This is a genomic window from Microbacterium sp. STN6 (genome assembly GCF_026410545.1).
Classification (GTDB): Bacteria; Actinomycetota; Actinomycetes; order Actinomycetales; family Microbacteriaceae; genus Root112D2.
The window spans coordinates 368452-388324 of record NZ_JAPMIT010000002.1 but is presented as its reverse complement, the minus strand read 5'-3'; the positions used below and the strand labels follow the sequence as shown (position 1 = coordinate 388324).

The following is a 19873-nucleotide window of genomic DNA, read 5'->3' as shown; positions in this document are numbered from 1 at the left end:
TCAACGAAAGGGGGATCTAAGCCCGCAGCCGCTGAGTGAGGAAGAGCGCCGCGCGATCGAGCGCCTGGTCGGCTTCGTCGAGCACGCCGGTGAACGACTGGAACACGTGGGGCACGCCGGCGGTGACGTCGAGCACGACGTCGACCCCGGCCATCCATGCCCGCTCTGCCATGCGTGTCGAGTCGTCGAGAAGCACCTCGTTGCCTCCCGCCTGCAACAGCAGCGGCGGGTACCCGGCGAGGTCGGCGAGCACCGCCGGGCTCAGGTACTCGTGCTCCGGATCTCCGCCGGCGAGGTACATGGCGCGGGTCGCCTGCAGGCTCTCCCTCGTGAAAAGCGGGTCGATGCCGGCCTTGCTCTCCATGCTTCGCCCGGTCATCGTCCTGTCAAGCACGGGCGACAGCGCGACTACCGCGGCGGGCATGGGCAGGCCTGCGTCGCGCGCGAGCAGGGGCGTGGTCGCCGCGATGCCGCCACCCGCAGAGTCGCCGACGAACGCAATCTGGCTCGGTTCAATGCCGCGGTCGAGAAGGTCTCGGTAGGCGGCGAGCGCATCTTCCAAGGCCGCGGGGAACGGATATTCCGGCGCCAGGCGGTAGTCGAGCGACACAGAGCGGATGCCGGTGCATGCGACCAGCGCGGAGGTGAGCGACAGTGAATCCTCGGGCGACCCGAAGACGTAACCGCCGCCGTGGAAGTACAGGAGCACGCCGGGAGCGGCGTTACGGCGAGGGTCGACGGCGAGCGCAGGTCGACCGCCCAGACTTGAGTGGGAAGTACGTACGTGGTCGTCGACCCGCATGCTGGCCATCATGCCGGAGAAACCCGCCCTCAGTTCTTCGAGGGTCTGCGATTTCTGCGGGCGAGGGCGCCGCAGCAGTCCATCCACGTAGGCGCGTTGTTCTGCTGTCACGGTTGATCTCCTCACAACGATGCCGTTACACTATATGCCATGGAATCTACTCCAGAACGTGGTGAAGTGGGTGCGCAAGCCTGCGCCGTCGCTGAGTTCTTCTCCGATCTGGTGCGCAGCGAAACCCGCCTCTACAACGCGCTGGGCGCGCGGCTTCGGGAGGCCCATGGCATCGTCACCTCTCAGTTCGAGTTCCTGCGATTCGTCCGCGACCACTCAGACGTCCGCGTCGCCGACCTTGCCGCGGAGTTCGCGATCGGAATTGGCGCGACAAGTAAGCTCGGCGACCGCCTCGAGCTCAGTGGGTGGATCGAGCGGGTGCCGAACCCGGCCGACCGCCGATCCTCACTTCTGACACTGACCGAAACGGGCAGAGCCCTCATGGATGCTGCGGAGCGCACCTTCGACGAAGGACTCGAGGAGTTGCTCTGGGCCGCCCTCACGCCGGCGCAACTCGCCGCTGCGGGCAAGGCGCTGGCCGCCCTCCGGCGCTCTCTCGAGCGGATGGGCGCAGGGACGCCTTCAGGCTGATAGACCCAGAACTCGTATCACTTCCATCACCACTCCGGCAGACTGTCTCGCCAAGCATGACCTTCGGGAAGCCCGACCCGCGAGTCCTGGGCGAGCGCTCGGAAACGTTGGGGCAATAGCACCGGTACGTCGGGTTCGTCGACGAGCAAGAGATCCCACCGGTCTTGGTACCGAGCAAGAGTAGACAGCAGCACTCGCGATCGCTCGACCGGGGCGTTGCGTTTCCCCGGTGCCGCTCCTGGATCTGTGAGCCAGTCCATGTGCTCAATCCACGCGGCTGCCGCGACGTGCGAACGAGGCAGGACGAAGTTGCGGGGAGGCTGAGCGAGGTCGTGCGGCACGGCAACCATGACGAAGTACTCGCGCTGGTGCAGGCTTGGCCCCTGAGACTTCACGCCAAGCGGCCAACTGATCGAGTTCCAGACGGCGCCGCGAGCCGTCTTCACCTGCACCTCGATCAGGCGGCGGTCCTGACCTTCAGTAAGTACGGCGAGGATATCGGTGCGTTCTAATCCGTCACGGGTCAGCGCGGGTGCCCAACCACGTCGGGCCAGTTCGGCCGCGACATGATGCTCTCCGATGGTCTTCGTCTGTTTTGTATCCGCCATAGCCTGAGGTTATCGGGCGGCCTTGCCATCACCGACTGCCCGGTGGCCCGTTCGGTGTGCAGTGCCTAACCGAAGTTCCAGCAGGCGAAAGCCCACGCCTCCAGATCGGCCGAATTGATCGGTCGCTGGGCGACCGTCGCCAGCCGCCTCACACACCTCAACGAGCTCCCATACTCGGTGACTAGCCGTTCGGCATCGGTCTCGTTGTCGCCGACGTTTCGATACTCTACGAGGGCTAAGCTTCATCCTCCGCGAATTCCGGTATGACCTCGAGATTGGCACATTCAGTGCCGATGACATCGGTCTCCTCAGTACGGAGCTGTGGCTTAGTGAGTTCCAAGCTGGCGAGGTGATTCTGCAGCTTCTTCGACATGGGAAGGAACGTGCCCAGCGTAAGACCGCCCGAGAGCGCTGCGCCGACGACTGGAATAGCTTTCGCGAGGCCACTCGCGAAGAGCTTCTTGGTCATCGAGACACCGAGGAAACCCGCGACCTTCTTGACAACCGGGTAGATGACTCCCTTTGTCAGCGCCTGCTGCGGAAGCTTCTTGACCACCTGAGCGGCAATCATGGCGGATGCCTTCGACACCCCGCCCTGAGCGAACTGGACTCCGACCATGACCCCGACGAAGAGGGTAAGGATTCCCTCGGTCGCCTCGTCAATCTCGTCGTCACTTTCGACGAAGAGATCCGGCCAGCTGTAGACGTATGCGAGTTTTTGAGCGATGCGAAGCATATGCCCGACATATTGCGCCATGTCGGCTGGCACTGTGCCGATCATGAAGAACCCACCCGGGAGGCCCGCGAGAGTGGAAATCCCAGTTACCTTGCTTGTCTCATAGACGATCGAGGTGTTCGCAACATCTGCGATGATCTGGAGTGGGATGCCTGCTGATGCGGGACTCTCTGCGACCGCTCGTTCAATCTGCTCCTCGGTGCAGTGGCGCTTGAGGGCAGTACGAAGATATGCGGCCCGGTTGATCCGCACGCCGGGCATCTTTGCCGCCGCATCCAACGCTTGGGATAACTTCGATGCGGCCGGCGCGATCTCTTGGGTTTCGGGCATGGTCAAATCGTATAGGTGGGGCACGACATGCGCCCTCATTTGCGAATGGTGCTTTCGCGGAGGCCGGCCTGCTGCTGCAAGGAGACGAGTGCTCGGTCTCGATACGGCGACTTGTCGCCTACTCGACCACCGGGGCGAAGAGAAAGCCTGATCGGAAACGAAGTCTCAACGATTCTTTGGCTGGCACTCTCGACCTCTGTTCACACTTTGCGCAGGGCAGTTTTACCCCTGATGTACTGCGAAAACTGGCGGTTCCACGGCAGTGTCGGCGGCGCTCGAAAACTGGACAGTATCGGCGCTTGAAAAGTGAACACTCAACGATTGGAGAGTGATCACTTTGGAAGATTGGGCGTTGATTCGGAGGCTTGCTGCGGAGGGCGAGTCGAAGGCGAGGATCGCTGCGAGGTTGGGGGTCTCGCGGACCACGGTCATCAAGGCGGTGAGCTCGGAGTCACCGCCTCGCTATGAGCGGAAGGCTGGCCCGACGTCGTTCACGCCGTTCGAGGCGCGGGTGCGGGAACTGCTCACCGAGACGCCGAGCATGCCGGCGACGGTGTTGGCGGAACGGGTCGGGTGGGAGGGTTCGATCCGGTGGTTCCGTGACAACGTGAAGCGGCTGCGACCGGAGCAGCAGCGGATCGATCCGGCGGACCGGCTGGTCTGGGCGGCAGGGGATGCGGCGCAGTGTGATCTGTGGTTCCCGCCGAAGAAGATCCCGCTTGAGGATGGCACGGCGAAGTTGTTGCCGGTGCTGGTGATCACCCCAGCTCATTCGCGGTTCGCCCTCGGGAGGATGATTCCCACCCGGAAGACCGAGGACTTGGTGCTGGGCTCGTGGGAGCTGATCAAGCAACTCGGGAGAGTGCCACGGCGGCTGCTCTGGGACAACGAGCCGGGCATCGGCCGTGGCAAACGCCACGCGGACGGGGTCGATTCCTTCATCGGGACGCTGGCGACCAAGCTTGTGTTGCTGCCGCCACGAGACCCGGAGTCCAAGGGGATCGTGGAACGACGCAACGGCTGGTTCGAGACCTCATTCATGCCCGGACGTTCCTTCGCGTCACCGGCTGATTTCAACGGCCAGTTCACCGACTGGCTGAAGCTGGCGAACCGGCGAGTGGTGCGCACTCTGGGTGCCGCGCCGGCCGACCTCATCGACGCCGACCTGGCCGGCATGCTGCCATTGCCCCCGATCCCGTTGCATCTCGGGTGGCAGGGCCGGATCCGATTGGGTCGCGACTACTACGTCCGTCTGGACACGAACGACTACTCCGTCGACCCGAGCGCGATCGGCCGCCTCGTTGATGTGACCGCGGATCTGGACCGGGTGCGGGTTCGCGCCAGCGGGCGCCTTGTTGCCGAGCATGACCGGGTTTGGGCGCGCGGGATGACGATCACCGATCCCGCCCATGTCGAGACCGCTGTCAGGCTCCGCAGCCAGTTCCAGCACCGCTCCGCCGTTCAGCCTGCCGACGACCTGGCCCGGGACCTGGCGGACTACGACCGCGCGTTCGGGCTCACCGGAGAGGCGATCTGATGGCCGCTACCCCAACGACCCCAGAGTCGGTGAAGCAGATCACTTATCTCGCCGCCGCACTCAAAGCACCCCGCATCATCGAGGCCGCGACCCGGCTCGCCGACCAGGCCCGCGATGCCGGCTGGACCCATGAGGACTACCTCGCCGCGGTCCTCGAACGCGAAGTATCCGCCCGCAACGCGTCCGGCGCTGAGTTGCGCATCAAGGCGGCCGGGTTCGCCGCGAGGAAAACGATTGAGGACTTCGACTGGGACGCGCAACCGGCTACCCGGCAACAAGTCGGCGCCCTGGCCTCGGGCGGGTTCCTCACCGAGGCCCGCAACGTGGTCCTCCTCGGACCGCCCGGGACCGGGAAAACCCACCTCGCCACAGCGCTCGGGATCGTTGCGGCCCGGCACGGGCACCGGGTGCTCTTCGCAACCGCAACCGACTGGGTCACCCGACTCACCGACGCCCACCGGCAAGGCCAGCTGGCCGGCGAGCTTGCCAGGCTGCGGCGTTACGGGCTGATCATCGTCGACGAAGTCGGCTACCTCCCGATCGAACAAGACGCCGCCAACCTGTTCTTCCAGTTGGTGTCCTCCCGCTACGAACACGCGTCGCTGATCCTCACCTCGAACCTGCCCTTCAGCAGCTGGGGTGGTGTCTTCGGAGACCAAGCCGTCGCCGCCGCGATGATCGACCGCATCGTCCACCACGCCGACGTCCTCACGCTGAAAGGCGCCTCCTACCGGCTCCGCGGACGCGGCATCGACAGCCTCCCCAGCATCATCGCCACCACGGGTGAAACCAGCAATTAGACTGCCCAAAACCGTTCACTTTTCAAACGCCGGAAACGTTCACAATTCAAGCGCCGCCGACAGGCAGCGTCCGGACGGTGTGAACAAGCAAGTTTCGTACCGACCGCAGGCGCTGTCGAAACGCCTCGGAGAGAAGAAAGTCTCTGAGCTGGTGTGCCGCGTTGAGGCAGGTGAGAGCGTGCGGTCGTTAGCGCAGGAGCTCGACGTTGCCAACTCGGCACTTACTCGCATGTTGCGCTCTCGGGGTGCTGCCATCTCAAAGCAGAAGGTAAGTGACGACGAAGCGGCCGACATGGCGAAGGAATATGAAGCAGGTTCCACGATGCGGGAGCCGGAGACAAAGTACGAGCTGTCGCATGGGGCGGTTCACCGAGCGCTACATCGAGTCGGCGTTGAAATGCGTGTCAGCGCACCACGTCAGAAGTTAGCGTGAGTGCCGTCCCCGATCATTCTTAGCTTTCGCTTCCATTGCCAGCTCGTAGCGACTCCCGCCGCCAGCTACTCCTCCGAGATTGCAAGTAGAAGACTTGTCGGTGGTACTTGCAAAACTTGACGTAATAGCGCGTAAGTAAGGACGCAATGAGTACAGAGAAAACAAGGTCGGCTACTCCTCGACGGGCGCTTACCATCGACGGAGGCGGCATCAAGGGCGTATTTCCCGCGGCCTTTCTTGCTGACCTCGAGAGCGAGCTCGAGCAGCCCCTCGCATCCTACTTCGACCTAATCGTCGGCACATCGACTGGCGGCATCATCGCGCTCGCGCTCGGGCTCGGCATTCCCGCAGCAGACATCCTCAGCTTTTACGAGAAGAAGGGGCCAACGATCTTCAAGGGAAGCAGGCGGCTCGGACCGCTCCGTCAACTGGTAACCGCCAAATACGACCCTGCTCCACTCAGAGCGGCACTGGAAGAGGTCTTCGGAGCTCGTCGCCTAGGAGAGAGCTCGACACGCCTCGTGATTCCGGCGCTCAACCTATCTACCGGCGAAGTGAACGTCTTTAAGACGGCACATCACGAGAGATTCGAGCGTGACTATAAGATGCTCGCGGTCGACGCAGCGATGGCGACAGCCGCCGCCCCGACTTACTTCCCAACGCACCGCCTGACTAACGGCATCCCGCTCGTCGACGGCGGTACGTGGGCGAACAATCCAATGGGCGCTGCAGCAGTTGAAGCAATCGGACTCCTTGAGTGGCAGAAAGGTGAGGTAGAGCTCTTGGCTGTGGGCTGCACAGAGGCACCCGCAAACTTCGAAGCGAGCCAGACCCGACGACATGGCCTGGCGAATTACTGGGCGAGGCGGATCGTAAGGGTGTTCATGTCGGGTCAATCATCCGCATCAATCGGAACAGCCGTGCTTCTCCTCGGACATGACCATGTTGTGCGAGTCTCACCATCCGTCGACGAACGCCAATACCGGCTCGATGGAGTTCAGGGCATCCCCGAGCTCAGGGCACTTGGAGCAGATCAGGCACGAACACAACTCCCACTTCTCCGTAAGCGGTTCTTCGCAACGCCCGTTGAATCGTTTGTGCCGATGCGGAAGCTCGAAGATATGAGGACAAAATAATGAAGCTAATCAAGCACTTCGATACATTCCTCGCCAACAAGGTGAATCTGAGCGATGGCCGCATCAAGCAACTCGACGAACGAGTAACGGCCATCACAAACTTCGTTCAGACGGGCGAGGACGCCTTCGCGACGAGCTTCATCGACATCCTGCCGCAGGGCAGCTACGCTCACCGGGCAATTATCAATCCTGTTCGCGCCAACGACGAGTTCGATGCTGACCTGCTCCTGGAAATGAATGAGATTGAGGAATGGGCGGCAAAGGACTACGTCCAAGAGCTTTATACGGTCTTTCGCGGTAGCTCCACATACCGCGACATGGTCAGCCGACATGATCGCTGCATTCGAATTGACTACGCAAACGAGTTTCACATCGACCTCGTTCCATACATGGAGCGCCACGGAGCGCACTACATCACCAACCGTGCCGAGAATCGGTTCGAGCTAACAAACCCTGAGGGCTACAACGAGTGGCTCGATGCACAGAACAGGCTCGCGAGCGGCCGGCTCGTCAAGGTGATCCGGCTCATGAAGTACCTGCGCGACTTCAAAGACACGTTCAGCTGCAAGTCGGTGATTCTCTCGATTCTGCTTGGTAACAGTGTCAGCGAGGCAGTCGTCTGGGGAGATGAATCAAGGTACTCAGACGTGCCGACTGCACTAAAGAACATCGTCAGCACCCTGGATAACTACTTGCAGGACAACGAGATCATGCCAAGCATCGACGATCCAAGCGAACCGACCGAGAACTACAACCATCGCTGGGATCAGGACGAGTACGCCAACTTCCGCGCCAAGATCCATGTTTATCAACGTTGGATTGAAGAGGCGTACGACGAAGGCGACCCAGAGGAGTCCAAGGTCAAGTGGCGTCGACTCTTCGGCGACAAGTTCGGAACATATGACACGGCCGTCAAGAAGGCATCAGAGGCTCATCTCAGCGTGCAGGGAGTGCGCAACACCGACGAAACGCTCGAAGGACGCTGGCGCATTCGCACTCGTCTCGACAGCCGCTATCGAGTTCACGTCACGGGACGAGTCGCGAAACGGCGAGGGTTCCGAGAGTACGAACTCAGCAAATACGGGAACGTCGTTCCGCGGCATACAAACATCAAGTTCCGCATCCGGCACAACGTACCGGGACCAGTAGAGGTCTACTGGAAAGTACGAAACACCGGCGACGAGGCAATTCGTGCCGACTGTATTCGTGGGCAGATTGAAAAGGACAGCGGTACCCTGAGCCGAAGTGAACCGACCGCGTATCGTGGGCGGCACTACGTGGAGGCGTACATCGTCAAGGACGGCGTCTGTGTCGCGAGAGACCACCAAGAAGTCCGTATCAAGTAGGGATCCAACGAAGGCGAGAAGACGGTCGAAAAACACGTACCGGTGCCCGACACCTCACGGGATATCGAGCCATCGAAAATCAGCCAAAACGCCCGTCCGCGACATCCGGACATAGCGGCAGAGGCTACGCAAGCTCGCGGACGTTGTCATCTCCGAAAAGTCGTTTTGCTCCGTCAAGTGCGGCACTACCCATCGGGGAGGCGGCAAGCACCACGAGGTTCTGCTTCGCCCTTGAGCAGGAGACGTAAAACAGATTGAGGCTGCGTTCGTACTGAGACTTACTAGTGTCCGAGGCGAGCACGGCCTCAAACTTGTAGTTATTCCAGAGGGTGTCATCCAGCACAACAAGTACGTTCTCGTATTCCTCCCCCTTAACTCCGTGATTGGTGGAGAAGGGTGTCTCATCGTTTAGATATCGCTCGAAGTTGATTACCTGAACGAACGGGACAGCACGGAGTGCATCGAGAAAGGTCTGATCCTTCACGGCCCGATCCGGGTCCTCCGCAGCCCTTATCCGTTCCTCCAAACGAGTAACTCGGCTTGGCTTGCGCAGGAGCCCGTCTGTCCAAACGAAGTCGACGACGTCGCCGACCGTCCCCGACATGCGAAGTTGGTTCAACTTGTTTACCTGGGCGACTGCATCCTCCTTGTCGGCGTGCTTCCGAATAGGTCCGCTCCCGCGTGCGCGGCGCGCCAGGAAGTCGCCATATCGTCCGTCTTCGAACGCCCGAGCTAGTTCCTCGATGTCCGCAAACAGCTCGCCGAACTCATCGTCGCGACGGGAAAAGTCATCAACACTCAGACTTCCACGTGCTGCATACGCGGCCAGAAGATTCGGCCACTCGAGGTCGGCCGCGATTCCTCGACGCGTAAGCATTAGAACCTTCTCGTCAGCCTCGTTCCAGCCTTCAGTTCGAAGCTGTGCCCGAATCTCGGCGGCTGGGTCTGTCGCACCGGCCGTCGTCCAGAAGAACCTTGCGCTGCCTTCAACGTTCTCGCTCCCGGGTACTTGCAGCAAGGAGGGCCGTAGCCTGTTTAAGAGGCCAATTACTGCCGTCGAACAACGGTAGTTCTCTTGCTTCTGGATGAGCTTAAGCACTTGATGGTCGACCTTGCCAACACCATTGTTGTAGATCTTTTGCATGTGGTCGCCAAAAAGTCCGACCGTAAGTTTGTCAGGATCCTTGGCAACTAAAACGTTCAGGAGCAGATCGATCGTGGATGCGTGTGTGTCCTGATATTCATCAACGAAAATGATCGGAAACTTATCTGCCACGAGGCGCGCAAGCTTCGGGTAGGTCGAGAACATCCAGGCGGACAGGGATATCACATCGTCGTGATGGAGTTTGCCTTCCTGCCACTTCCTTGGGTATTGCCAGTACTCGATGGCAACGCCGGTAAGGTTGAGGTCAGCTATTTGCTTCTTTGGGTCGGCGGCGGAATTTGCGGCAAGAATGCCGGACCGCAGCTCCGTTTGAAATCCAGCAATCAGAGACCACAGGAAGTCATGAATGGTTGAAACGCGAACCAGCGGGTCTCGGTTAATGCGCGACATGATCTCGTTGGCTGCGACATTCGTGTAAGTAATGCAGACGATCTGTTGTCCCCTCGTAACCAGCTCCCGCGCTTGCGAGCCGAGAAGGTACGCCAACGCCTCGACGAGCGTCCGGGTCTTACCGGAACCTGCGCCCGCTTCAACAACAAAACTTTGGTGTGCTTCAAGACACTCGACTACTTGCTCGGAGGTGCTAGCCATTCAAGCCCTTCCTTGATATAGCGCGGGATACCCCAATTCGGTAGCGACAAAATGTCGAAAGCGAAGTCCGACTTGCTTTCAATCTCGGCCGCAATCCGGTAGGAATCGGCTAGCACAGTAGGCACGCCCAAGGTCGCACCGCTGCCGTCCTGAAAAACACCGGCTGAAGCAAGCTCCGTAGCAGCGACAAGTTCCGCGGCATTCGCAAGAATGAAGGCTTCCTCGAAGCTCCGGCCTACGGCGCCACCCGCAGTCTCGGCCACTTGGTAGGCGACACGAACTCTGGTGTCCACCTTGTCGGCATCGAGCTTTGCCAGCAGTTCTGAGATGGTCGCTGCCTGAGGTAGCCAGTCCTTAAGCGTTACATTCGTCGTGATCGCGCCCGGAGTCGAGGTGGCAGTCTTCTTATGGTGCCCACTCGCCTCCGCCGAATCAATATCGGTAATGATCAGTGTCTGAACGCCGAGGAACTCTAACAGTCTGCGGAACTTCACCGCGTATGCGCCGCCCACCTCAATGACCGAAACGTACTGATATCTCAGATCGGAAGCGGCACGTCGAATCATCTCGGGAAGTAGCAGTCGCTCGACCGCGCCTTCCACCAAAATCACCTTGTCCGCGAAGAACATGTCGCAGCGGCGCAATTCCAAGTACTGCTCAAGGAAACGCAACGAGTCCTTGTCAGATGACTCCAGCTCATTGCGGAACATCTTCAAATCTTTGATCTCGAGTACATTTTTGCCCGCATCGAAATAGCGGAGCGCCTTAAATCCACTTTCGGCTACGACGTGCGACGAGTGGGTCGTAACGACCAGCTGGACGTTCCAGTCGGGCTTGGACTTCAAGTATTCGTTGATGTTCTTGATGAACACAGACTGCATCTGCGGGTGAAGGTGTGCTTCCGGTTCTTCAAGGAAAACTAGCTCCATACCCGAGCGTGGCTGGCGCTTTTGGTAGTTCTCAAAAAACGCGACGAACTGCAAGACAATGAAAATGAGCTTGCTGAAGCCGAGTCCGTTGTGTGCTTCTGGTAAGTCGGCGCCACCATCGTGGGCGTACATGACCTTTGTGCTGCCCTTGAGAAGATCGGCGGCACGGAACTCAGAAACTATCTTCAGTTCTTGGAGGCTGGGCATTCGGCCTGCCCCGAAGTGTTTGAGGTCCCCAAACACAGAGGCGAACAAGGTCGAGTACTCGCCATCGAGCTTGGTGGCAACGTCAACCAAAGCGGTTTCGAGGCTCTCGACAGTCCCATCCGTGTTAGCGATAGCGCGATAGTAACTCTCAAACCCCTTCGAGAGCCCGTGTCCGGTATCTCGCGAAGTATCGTCGAACAGATTCTGCGCGTATATGAAGTCGCATAGAAGAGCATCCTTCACCTCGCTCAATTTTAGTTCGCGGGCATTAGAGCGATCGTCTTTGTCCACGGCGAGGAAGGAGCGGTCGAAGAAACTCATCCGTTTTCGAACGAAAGCACTGATGTCGTCAATCCCCGACTCAGCGAAAGCTCTCAAGAATTCACGAGGGCGGATCAGCCCAAGGGTGCACACCAAGAGTGCGTCGTGCCGTAATGGATCAAGATCCAGTATGAGTTTCGAAATCGGCGCAAGAGAGTCCTCATCCGCATACGCAAACTCGACTTCCAAGGTGATGCTTGGGAGCTTATCGATGGCGTCGGCCTCAAGTTTGGCGGCCTTTTCGGGATCTCCGTCCACACGAGCTTGGTCAGCCTGCTTCCACAGCGCTCCGGCTTCGGCCAACCCTTGCAGGCGACGAAGTGTGAAGTCATCAAGGCTGAACGAGCCTTTGTCCGAGCCCAAGAACTTGTAGAAGACCTCAACGAAGGAAGTCTTACCACTATTGTTTCGCCCGACGATAATTGTTGTTGACTCCTCGAACGTGACGGTGACTCCATCAAGCAGTCGGAACCCGCTCACAGTTGCAGATGCGACCCGCATTACAGACTCCACCTACCCAGGACAGACCGTGCGTGGCCTTCGAGGCCGATGGCGACCAACTGCTTGCTCGCGGTCTTAATCTTGGCGCGCTCGCTCACGAGTCATCCCGTCCTGAAGTAAGTCCGAAGAATCGCTCGAAGAATGTACCGAGCTTTTCGATGACGCGTTGCTTCTTTTCACCGTGGTTGCCGCCGGCAGAGAATCGTGAGGCGGGCGGCAAGACCTCGGTGATCGCCGTGCCACCAGTACGGATGGAGCCGTCTCGGAAGGCCTCGTCGATGAACGCGCGAGTCTCGTCTGGGCGCAGTTTCTCGCCCGCGATGATCTCCTCGAGTTCGGCCTCGCGTCGTGCTGCGATAAAGCGATGCCATTCGTCGTCGATCTCACCGGAGACAGATACGCGGTCGACGAAAGCTTCGATGAGATCCTTCTTGTTGCGAAGTGACGGGCTGGATTCGACAGCGCGGGTGATCTCGGCGCGGATTTCCTTGTCTTCGCCGTCGCCGCGTTCTTTGCGGTACTTGTCGACGAGCATCAGGATGTAATCGACGTTGATCTCGACTTGTTTGATGAGTTCGATCTCAAAGACGATGTCCTCGTTGATGCGTTCCTTCTCGGCCGTCTTGTCCTTACGGAACTCGGCGTAGAGGTCGAGGTAGACGCTGCGGTAGTCCTGCATCTGCCGGTCGCTGAGGATCTCATTGCCCTCGAAATCATCGAACGAGGTCAGGATGTTCTGCAACCTCAGGATCGCACCGAGCAGCTGGATGAACTCCTTCTGCGCGGCTTCACCAATGATCGACTGCCCGAGCGGGAACTGCGCCAGCAGCAGGGTGACCTTCTCGGTGTAGTCGCTGTAGTAGTCGCCGTACGGTTTCAGGAGCACAATGCCGCGCGCGTTCTTGTTGCCGAACAGCGCGATGGCGTCGTTCGTCTGTTGCTCCAGGTCACGAAAGCTGACGATGTTACCGTAGGACTTTACTGAGTTCAGGATGCGGTTCGTACGCGAGTACGCCTGGATCAGACCGTGGGAGCGCAAGTTCTTGTCCACCCACAGCGTGTTCAGTGTGGTGGCGTCGAAGCCGGTGAGGAACATGTTCACCACGATGACGAGGTCGACCTCGCGGTTCTTCAGCCGCAGGGAGAGGTCTTTGTAGTAGTTCTGGAACTTGTCTGACGAGGTGTCGTAGCTGGTACCGAACAGGTCGTTGTAGTCCTGTATTGCATCCTCGAGGAAGTCCCGCGACGACGCATCCAACGTTGCAGTATCGAAAGCTTCCTCGTCGAGGTAGTCACCACCCTCAGCCTCGTTCGCTGCGAACGAGTAAATGAGAGCAACCTTCAGTCGCTGCGCTTCCGGTAGGTCCTGCTGAGCGAGGGCGAACGCGTTGTAATACCGCTTCGCCGCGTCGATCGAAGCAGTGGCGAAGATCGAGTTGAATCCGTTGACCCGCGCACTGGACTTCACCTCGCTGACACGGTTGCGCCCGCCCGCGACAGCCGCAACGTTGGCAACGCGGGTGTGGGCGTAGTAGTTGGTGCGGCGAGTCTTCTGCTCGAAGTGCTCCAACACGTAGAACACGACCTGGCGAATCCGCTCCGGATCGAGTAGTGCCTTCTCGGTGTCAATCGCCGACACTTGCTTATCGGATAGTCCTCCGGGCAGCTTGATCGTGTTGACGTAGTCGAGACGGAACGGCAGCACGTTCTTGTCGTTGATGGCATCGACGATCGTGTAGGTGTGCAGCTTATCGCCGAAAGCCTGCTCCGTGGTTTTCAGCTGCGGGTTTCCGCCGGTGCCAGCGTTCTCGGCAAAGATCGGTGTGCCGGTGAACCCGAACAGGTTGTACCGCTTGAACGCCTTCGTGATCGCGGAGTGCATGTCGCCAAATTGGGAGCGATGGCACTCGTCAAAGATCAGCACGACGTGGCCGTCGTAGATTGCGTGCCCCTTGTTCGCGGTAATAAAGGTCGACAACTTCTGGATCGTCGTGATGATGATCTTCGACTCGGAGGTCTCCAGCTGACGCTTCAATACCGCGGTGGAGGTGTTCGAGTTGGCTGCGCCCTTCTCGAACTTGTCGTATTCTCGCATCGTCTGGTAATCGAGATCCTTGCGGTCCACGACGAACAGCACCTTGCTCACGCTCGGCAGGCGAGACGCCAGTTGCGCGGTCTTGAATGAAGTCAGGGTCTTGCCGGAGCCGGTTGTGTGCCAGACGTACCCACCTGCGGCGACGGTGCCGAGCTGCTTGTAGTTGACCGAGATATCGATCTTCTGCAGTATCCGCTCGGTCGCGACAATCTGGTACGGCCGCATCACCAGCAGTAGCTTGTCGTCGGTGAGGACGCAATACCGGGTGAGGATCGCCAACAACGCGTGCTTGGCGAAGAACGTCTTGGTGAACCCAGTTAGGTCGGTGATCGGCTTGTTCGTCGCATCCGCCCACCAGGAGGTGAACTCGAACGAATTGCTGGTCTTCTTCACCCGCTTGCGGCCAGCGAAGTCTTCGATGTGCTGGCGACGGGTGGTGTTGCTGTAGTACTTCGTCAGGGTGCCGTTACTGATCACGAAAAGCTGCACGTAGTCGAACAGGCCAGAACCCGCCCAGAAGCTGTCACGCTGGTAACGGTCGATCTGATTGAACGCCTCGCGGATATCGACTCCGCGACGCTTCAACTCGACGTGAACCAGAGGCAGCCCATTGACGAGCACCGTCACGTCGTAGCGGTTGGAGCGGGCCGCACTGCCATCACCCTTGGCGATCTCATACTGGTTGATCACCTGCAAACGGTTGTTGTGGATGTTCTTCTTATCCAGCAGCGCAATATTCTTCGTTGAGCCGTCATCGCGCTTGAACGCGTGAATGTGGTTCTCCTGGATACGCACAGTCTTCTCAACCGCGCCATCGTTCGTCCCAGCGATGTACTCCGCCAGCAGACGCTCCCACTCAGCGTCCGAGAAGGTGAGACCGTTCAGCGTTTCGATCTGGACGCGGAGGTTCCCGAGGAGGTCCGCCTCGGAATGGATAGTCAGGTACTCGTACGCCTGACTCTGAAGCAGCCGAATGAATTCCTGCTCGAGTGCAGCCTCGGACTGATATGCGGTTGACCCCGCTGCGTCAGGGATGAACTCCGAAACGACCGTGCTCTCCGAGCTGATCGCGATCGGATCATAGCGAACTGCCTTAGCTTCACTCATGCCGCAGCGTCCTCGAACGTGAGGAGTTTGTCGCGATAGTACTCGTATTGCTGGCGGCGGGCGGCAAGCTCGGCAGGGAGACCAATGCTGAGGTCGTTCACGAGCGCATCAAGTTGGTCCAGGATGCCGACGATTCGCAGCTGCTCATCGACGTGAACAACGGGAACCAATACTTCGCCAAGATCAGACTTATTGACAGCAGGAATACTGCCGACCTTTCGCAGCCCGACTATTTCATCCTGAATATTCTTGAGAAAGAAGTACAAGAACCTATTGAACAAAGCTGACGAATTGCTCGCGATCTGATAGCACAGCGGCCCGCACCAGAAATCTGCATCTTGGTATCCGACGTGGCCAGCGCCGCCTTGCCCCCGGGAGGGAATCGTAACCACACCACCAGCAGCGTTGGATGCGGTTGTGAATCCGGAAGGCTCTGTACCCGCATTGATATATGGAATCTCGCCAAGACTCACAATATTCTCTGGCTTGGAACCTGTGCGAATAGTGGCCACTGTAGAGAGCGGTACCCACTCCTTCGAAGCAAAGCGCTGCTTGCTAACTAACAAGTTCCGGTAATGCGTGTACTGAGTTCGCCGAACCTCCAGCTCCGCCTCCAGCTCCGCCTCCAGCTCCGCCTCCAGCGAAGTGAACTGATCCAATATTCTCACGATCTCACGCTGCACCTCGAGAGGCGGCACGGGGATCCGGACCTTTGCGAGGGACGACCCTGAGATTCTACGAACCTTGGTCCCTGAGACGTGACGAGCCTTCTGACCTTGAAACTGGTCTGATTGGAAGAAATAGGCAACGTACCGAGGGTCGAGAGAGTGGCGATAGATGTAGGCATCACCGCTGACCGCAACTTCCTTGACACCAATCCACGCTGTTGCTTTGGCGACGGCCACGTCATCCTCGCTAGTGGTAGCGATGATTAGGTCACCAGGCTTGGCACGACGGAGCTTAGCCGCCAAGGCCGGGTCGGTAAACGACTTCGTCGTATCAGTCCAGATGCTGTAATGAGTGTGGATCTGACCATAATGAATGGCAGGCGCTCCCTGGTCAGTTAGATCAGATTTCTGCAGACCGTTACCGCGAATAAACTCGCCAACATCCCCGAGCGTCTTGAACTCGACCCCGCGTGGGGCCAACTCAGCGACCAGCTCGTCGATACGGCTCACGACGTAACCTCGGCATTGATCTTCAACTGTTGTTCTGCGCGAGCCGCGCCATAAACCGCGTCGCGCCTCTGAATGAGTTCCACCAGCGTGATTATGAAGGCCCTAAGCTCCGCGAGGCTGGACGTGAGCGTCTGATTCGGTTCGTGTGCGAGAGCAATCTTGTTCCGCGAGGGACGCCAGCCGAAGAGCTGCCCTCCTGGCTGAGCTGGCCAGAGGCTGTGAATGTAATCGTTGCGTTGACGTAGGACTGCATCGACGTCAGTGAAGTATTGAACGAGAGGCGCCTTCGTGGCTTCGCTTCCGACGGAGGCGAGAGCTTCGCGCGCTTGCCCAATGAGTTGGCCGGCGCTGCGTTGTGTCGCTGCATTCTGCCGCAAGTTCATCATTGTCTGGTAGATCGTGAGAGCCTGATACTCGACAAGGGCCGAAAGACTTGCGATTCGTCCGAGCGCACCAAAGAGGTCCTCGTCGTGCGCCCCGAAGAAATTGTCGGGGATCCCGAACCGATCGACGCTCAAGACGTTCCCGCCAGGTCCGCGACGATCTCGTCGATCGAGATGCGCAGTTCGGCCTGCCGAGCGACAATGCGGGCGATCTCGGCGTTCAGTGCAGTGATGTCGACAACTTCGCGAGTGTCTTCCTGCTCAACATACGAGGACACTGCGACGTTGTAGCTGTTCTCCGCGATGTCGATGTTCGACACCAGGGTGGCGAAATGTTCGACATCCTTGCGATCCTCGAACGCTCCGAGGATCTTCTGTTGGAAGTCGGACGTGAGTTTGTTCTTGTTGCCAATGCGCTTGAACTCGTCCGAGGCATTGATGAAGAGCACATCGTTGGTCTTCTTCGACTTCTTCAGCACGATGATGCAGGTCGCGATGGTGGTGCCAAAGAACAGGTCCGGCGGCAGTTGGATGACGGTATCGACGTAGTTGTTGTCGATCAGGTATTTACGGATCTTCGCTTCCGCTCCCCCACGGTAGAGCACGCCAGGGAACTCGACGATCGCGGCCGTACCGTTGACGGCAAGCCAGGACAGGATGTGCATCGTGAAGGCCAGGTCTGCCTTCGACTTCGGTGCCAGCACACCAGCCGGAGCGAAGCGCTCATCGTTGATGAGAAGCGGGTTAGCGTCACCGTCCCACTTGATCGAGTAGGGCGGGTTAGAGACAATCGCCTCGAATGGCTCGTCGTCCCAGTGCTGCGGGTCGGTGAGCGTATCGCCGTGCGCGAGGTTGAACTGCTCGTAGGGCACATCGTGCAGGAACATATTGATGCGGGCCAGGTTGTACGTGGTCAGATTGATCTCCTGGCCGAAGTACCCCTGCCGCACCCCGGTCGGGCCGAGCACCTTCTGGAACTTCAGCAGCAGCGAGCCCGAGCCAACGGCCGGGTCGTAGACCTTGTTCACCGTCTTCTTGCCGACCACCGTCAGCCGGGCAAGGAGTTCAGAGACCTCCTGTGGCGTGTAATACTCGCCACCGGACTTGCCAGCCGCCGACGCATACATCTGCATCAGGTACTCGTAGGCGTCCCCGAATGCATCGATCTCGTGGGTGGCGAAATTGCCGAGGTTGAGATCGCCGATGGCGTCCAGCAGCTTGACGAGCTTCTCATTGCGCTTCGCAACGGTGTTGCCGAGCTTGGCCGAGTTCACGTCGAGGTCGTCGAACAGCCCCTTGATGTCGTCCTCGCTTTCGGTGCCGACCGCTGAGCCCTCGATGTTCTTAAAGACCCGCTCCAGTCTCTCGTTGAGGTTCTCGTCACGCGGAGCATGACGGCGCACATTGACAAAAAGGTCCGAGGGCAGGATGAAGAAGCCCTTCTCCTCGACGGTGTCCTTACGGCCGAATTCGGCATCCACGTCGCTGAGCGTCGTGTAGTCGAACCCCGCGTCGCCAGCCTGATGCTCGCGCTCGTTCAGGTAGGCGGTCAGGTTCTCCGAGATGAACCGGTAGAAGAGGATGCCTAGCACGTAACTCTTGAAGTCCCACCCGTCGACGCTGCCGCGAAGGTCGTTGGCGATGCGCCAGATCGTCTTGTGTAGCTCGGTGCGCTGGGCTTCCTTCGTTGTCCGCGCCATTACCAGCCCACCAGTCTCGAGCGCACTTGTGCCATCGTTGATTCGCTCGTCATCAGGCAGGTCATATCGGGTATGTTCTCCTCCACACCGAGGTGTGCATGTTAGTTATCTACAAAGTGTGCTCTCAGGCTAGCGTTCAGCACCGACACAGCCGAGTCCCCGCTTCGGGTGATTCGTGGGCCGGGAGATGCCTCAAACCGAATCCAAAATTCAATTTATTTATGCCGCGATTTCGTGTCTCGTTGAAGCAACGACAGCGAGCGAGGCGACCTGAAAAACGAACCAGATGGGTCCCGGAGAACTGCCGATCATGAATAGGACTGCGACCACCCGGCCGAGTGATCAAAGCGCCCGAGGTCGGGGTGTCGTTGCAAAGGGGACGATGCTCCCATCAGCAACAGGCGGCTCGCTGGCGTTCTGCAGGACCTCTACGCCTAGACGTCTCCTCCGCAGGGGCGAGCGAGCTACAGAAAGGACAAGAACTCCCCGCTCACGGAGCAAGGAGTCGAAATCACCACGCAAAGGTTCGAGTTCACTTGACCATGGTTTGAGTAAGAATCAACTGGCTGGGGTACCTGGACTCGAACCAAGAACAACGGTACCAGAAACCGCCGTGTTGCCAATTACACCATACCCCACCACTCCGCAAGGCCTGGGGCCGTACTGCGGGTGATCAGCGCTCGAAAAGCGCCGTCCCTAAGAATACGAGACGCGCGCTTTTTATGCGAATCCGAAGGCGCAAGGGGGTGCTTCGCGCGAGACGCCGGAGTAAACCGAACCGGATAAGGCACACCAACCATTCTCGCGAAAGGACGCACCCCGTGTTCGAGCACTTCAACACCCCGCAAGAGCTCTTCGGCTACCAGCTCGCCACCACCATGACCATGGAGAACGACTCGCTCGACATGCTCAAGGAACTCGAGGGCGCCGCCCAGGCCGACGAGATCAAGAAGCTCTTCGCCCACCACCAGGACGAGACCCGCCAGCAGATCGCCAACCTCGAGCGCATCTTCGAGCTGCTCGACATCGAGAAGAACGCCGAGCCCTCCCCTACCACCAAGGGTCTCGCCAAAGAGGGCTCCTCGATGATCGGCAAGACCGACCCGAAGCTCGTCGACAGTGTCGCCCTCTCGGCCGCGCTCGGCACCGAGCACTACGAGATGTCGGTGTACGAGAGCCTCATCACCATGGCCGAGGCCATGGGCGCCGCCGAAGTGCAGGAACTGCTCCAGGAGAACCTGCAGCAGGAGCAGCACACCGCAGACGAGTTGAACGCGGCCGCCAAGAAGTGCGCCGCGAAGGCAATCGTCTAGACCGACGCCAGCA

At 59.2% G+C, this 19873-nt stretch carries 15 protein-coding genes and 1 tRNA gene; 6 read left to right on the top strand and 10 right to left on the bottom strand.

The window, feature by feature from the left end; all coding sequences use genetic code 11:
• Nucleotides 1–16: 16 nt before the first annotated feature.
• Nucleotides 17–913 carry an alpha/beta hydrolase gene (locus OSC27_RS07205; protein WP_267180764.1) on the bottom strand — a complete coding sequence of 299 codons (897 nt, stop codon included), beginning with the start codon at nt 911–913 and terminating at the stop codon, nt 17–19.
• 39 nt (nt 914–952) lie between these two features.
• Here OSC27_RS07205 and OSC27_RS07200 point away from each other — a divergent pair, with 39 nt between their 5' ends.
• The gene (locus OSC27_RS07200) at nt 953–1444 is read left to right on the top strand and encodes a MarR family winged helix-turn-helix transcriptional regulator (RefSeq protein WP_267180763.1); all 492 of its coding nucleotides are present in this window, start codon (nt 953–955) and stop codon (nt 1442–1444) included.
• Between the two features lie 26 nt (nt 1445–1470).
• Here OSC27_RS07200 and OSC27_RS07195 read toward each other — a convergent pair whose 3' ends face one another.
• Together OSC27_RS07195 and OSC27_RS07190 are read right to left on the bottom strand one after the other, a co-directional pair.
• A complete protein-coding gene (locus tag OSC27_RS07195; RefSeq protein ID WP_267180762.1) occupies nt 1471–2052 on the bottom strand; it encodes a hypothetical protein in 582 nt (193 codons plus the stop codon).
• A gap of 235 nt (nt 2053–2287) precedes the next feature.
• Nucleotides 2288–3118, bottom strand: coding sequence for a hypothetical protein (locus OSC27_RS07190; protein WP_267180761.1), 831 nt, complete (start codon nt 3116–3118; stop codon nt 2288–2290).
• A gap of 328 nt (nt 3119–3446) precedes the next feature.
• On the opposite strand from OSC27_RS07190, the gene istA reads away from it, so the two are divergent.
• From istA to OSC27_RS07170, 4 genes are all read left to right on the top strand, one after another.
• Entirely contained in the window at nt 3447–4655 is a 1209-nt protein-coding gene (gene istA, locus OSC27_RS07185; protein WP_267180465.1) for an IS21 family transposase, read from the top strand.
• Nucleotides 4655–5455 carry an IS21-like element helper ATPase IstB gene (istB, locus tag OSC27_RS07180; protein ID WP_267180464.1) on the top strand — a complete coding sequence of 267 codons (801 nt, stop codon included), beginning with the start codon at nt 4655–4657 and terminating at the stop codon, nt 5453–5455. The genes istA and istB overlap by 1 nt, the downstream gene beginning before the upstream one ends.
• Nucleotides 5456–6034: 579 nt before the next feature.
• The gene (locus OSC27_RS07175) at nt 6035–7024 is read left to right on the top strand and encodes a CBASS cGAMP-activated phospholipase (protein WP_267180760.1); all 990 of its coding nucleotides are present in this window, start codon (nt 6035–6037) and stop codon (nt 7022–7024) included.
• Nucleotides 7024–8370, top strand: a complete 1347-nt coding sequence (locus OSC27_RS07170) for an SMODS domain-containing nucleotidyltransferase (RefSeq protein WP_267180759.1) — start codon at nt 7024–7026, stop codon at nt 8368–8370. The genes OSC27_RS07175 and OSC27_RS07170 overlap by 1 nt, the downstream gene beginning before the upstream one ends.
• A gap of 124 nt (nt 8371–8494) precedes the next feature.
• Here the strand turns inward: OSC27_RS07170 and OSC27_RS07165 are convergent, their stop codons facing one another.
• The 7 genes from OSC27_RS07165 to OSC27_RS07135 form a co-directional block, all read right to left on the bottom strand.
• The gene (locus OSC27_RS07165; RefSeq protein WP_267180758.1) at nt 8495–10126 is read right to left on the bottom strand and encodes a UvrD-helicase domain-containing protein; all 1632 of its coding nucleotides are present in this window, start codon (nt 10124–10126) and stop codon (nt 8495–8497) included.
• Entirely contained in the window at nt 10102–12084 is a 1983-nt protein-coding gene (locus tag OSC27_RS07160; RefSeq protein ID WP_267180757.1) for an ATP-dependent nuclease, read from the bottom strand. Before OSC27_RS07160 ends, OSC27_RS07165 begins: the two co-directional genes overlap by 25 nt.
• 94 nt (nt 12085–12178) lie before the next feature.
• Nucleotides 12179–15286, bottom strand: coding sequence for a type I restriction endonuclease subunit R (locus tag OSC27_RS07155; RefSeq protein WP_267180756.1), 3108 nt, complete (start codon nt 15284–15286; stop codon nt 12179–12181).
• On the bottom strand, nt 15283–16464 hold the full coding sequence (locus OSC27_RS07150) for a restriction endonuclease subunit S (protein WP_267180755.1): 1182 nt from the start codon (nt 16462–16464) through the stop codon (nt 15283–15285). Before OSC27_RS07150 ends, OSC27_RS07155 begins: the two co-directional genes overlap by 4 nt.
• Nucleotides 16461–16982: a hypothetical protein gene (locus OSC27_RS07145; protein WP_267180754.1), complete on the bottom strand. Its 522-nt coding sequence runs from the start codon at nt 16980–16982 to the stop codon at nt 16461–16463. Before OSC27_RS07145 ends, OSC27_RS07150 begins: the two co-directional genes overlap by 4 nt.
• Complete coding sequence (locus tag OSC27_RS07140) at nt 16979–18547, bottom strand: type I restriction-modification system subunit M (RefSeq protein WP_267180753.1); 1569 nt, start codon at nt 18545–18547, stop codon at nt 16979–16981. Before OSC27_RS07140 ends, OSC27_RS07145 begins: the two co-directional genes overlap by 4 nt.
• Before the next feature lie 563 nt (nt 18548–19110).
• Nucleotides 19111–19185 (bottom strand) — tRNA-Gln (locus tag OSC27_RS07135).
• A 183-nt stretch (nt 19186–19368) separates the two neighbouring features.
• Here OSC27_RS07135 and OSC27_RS07130 point away from each other — a divergent pair.
• The gene (locus OSC27_RS07130) at nt 19369–19860 is read left to right on the top strand and encodes a ferritin-like domain-containing protein (protein ID WP_267180752.1); all 492 of its coding nucleotides are present in this window, start codon (nt 19369–19371) and stop codon (nt 19858–19860) included.
• The last annotated feature ends 13 nt before the right edge of the window (nt 19861–19873 follow it).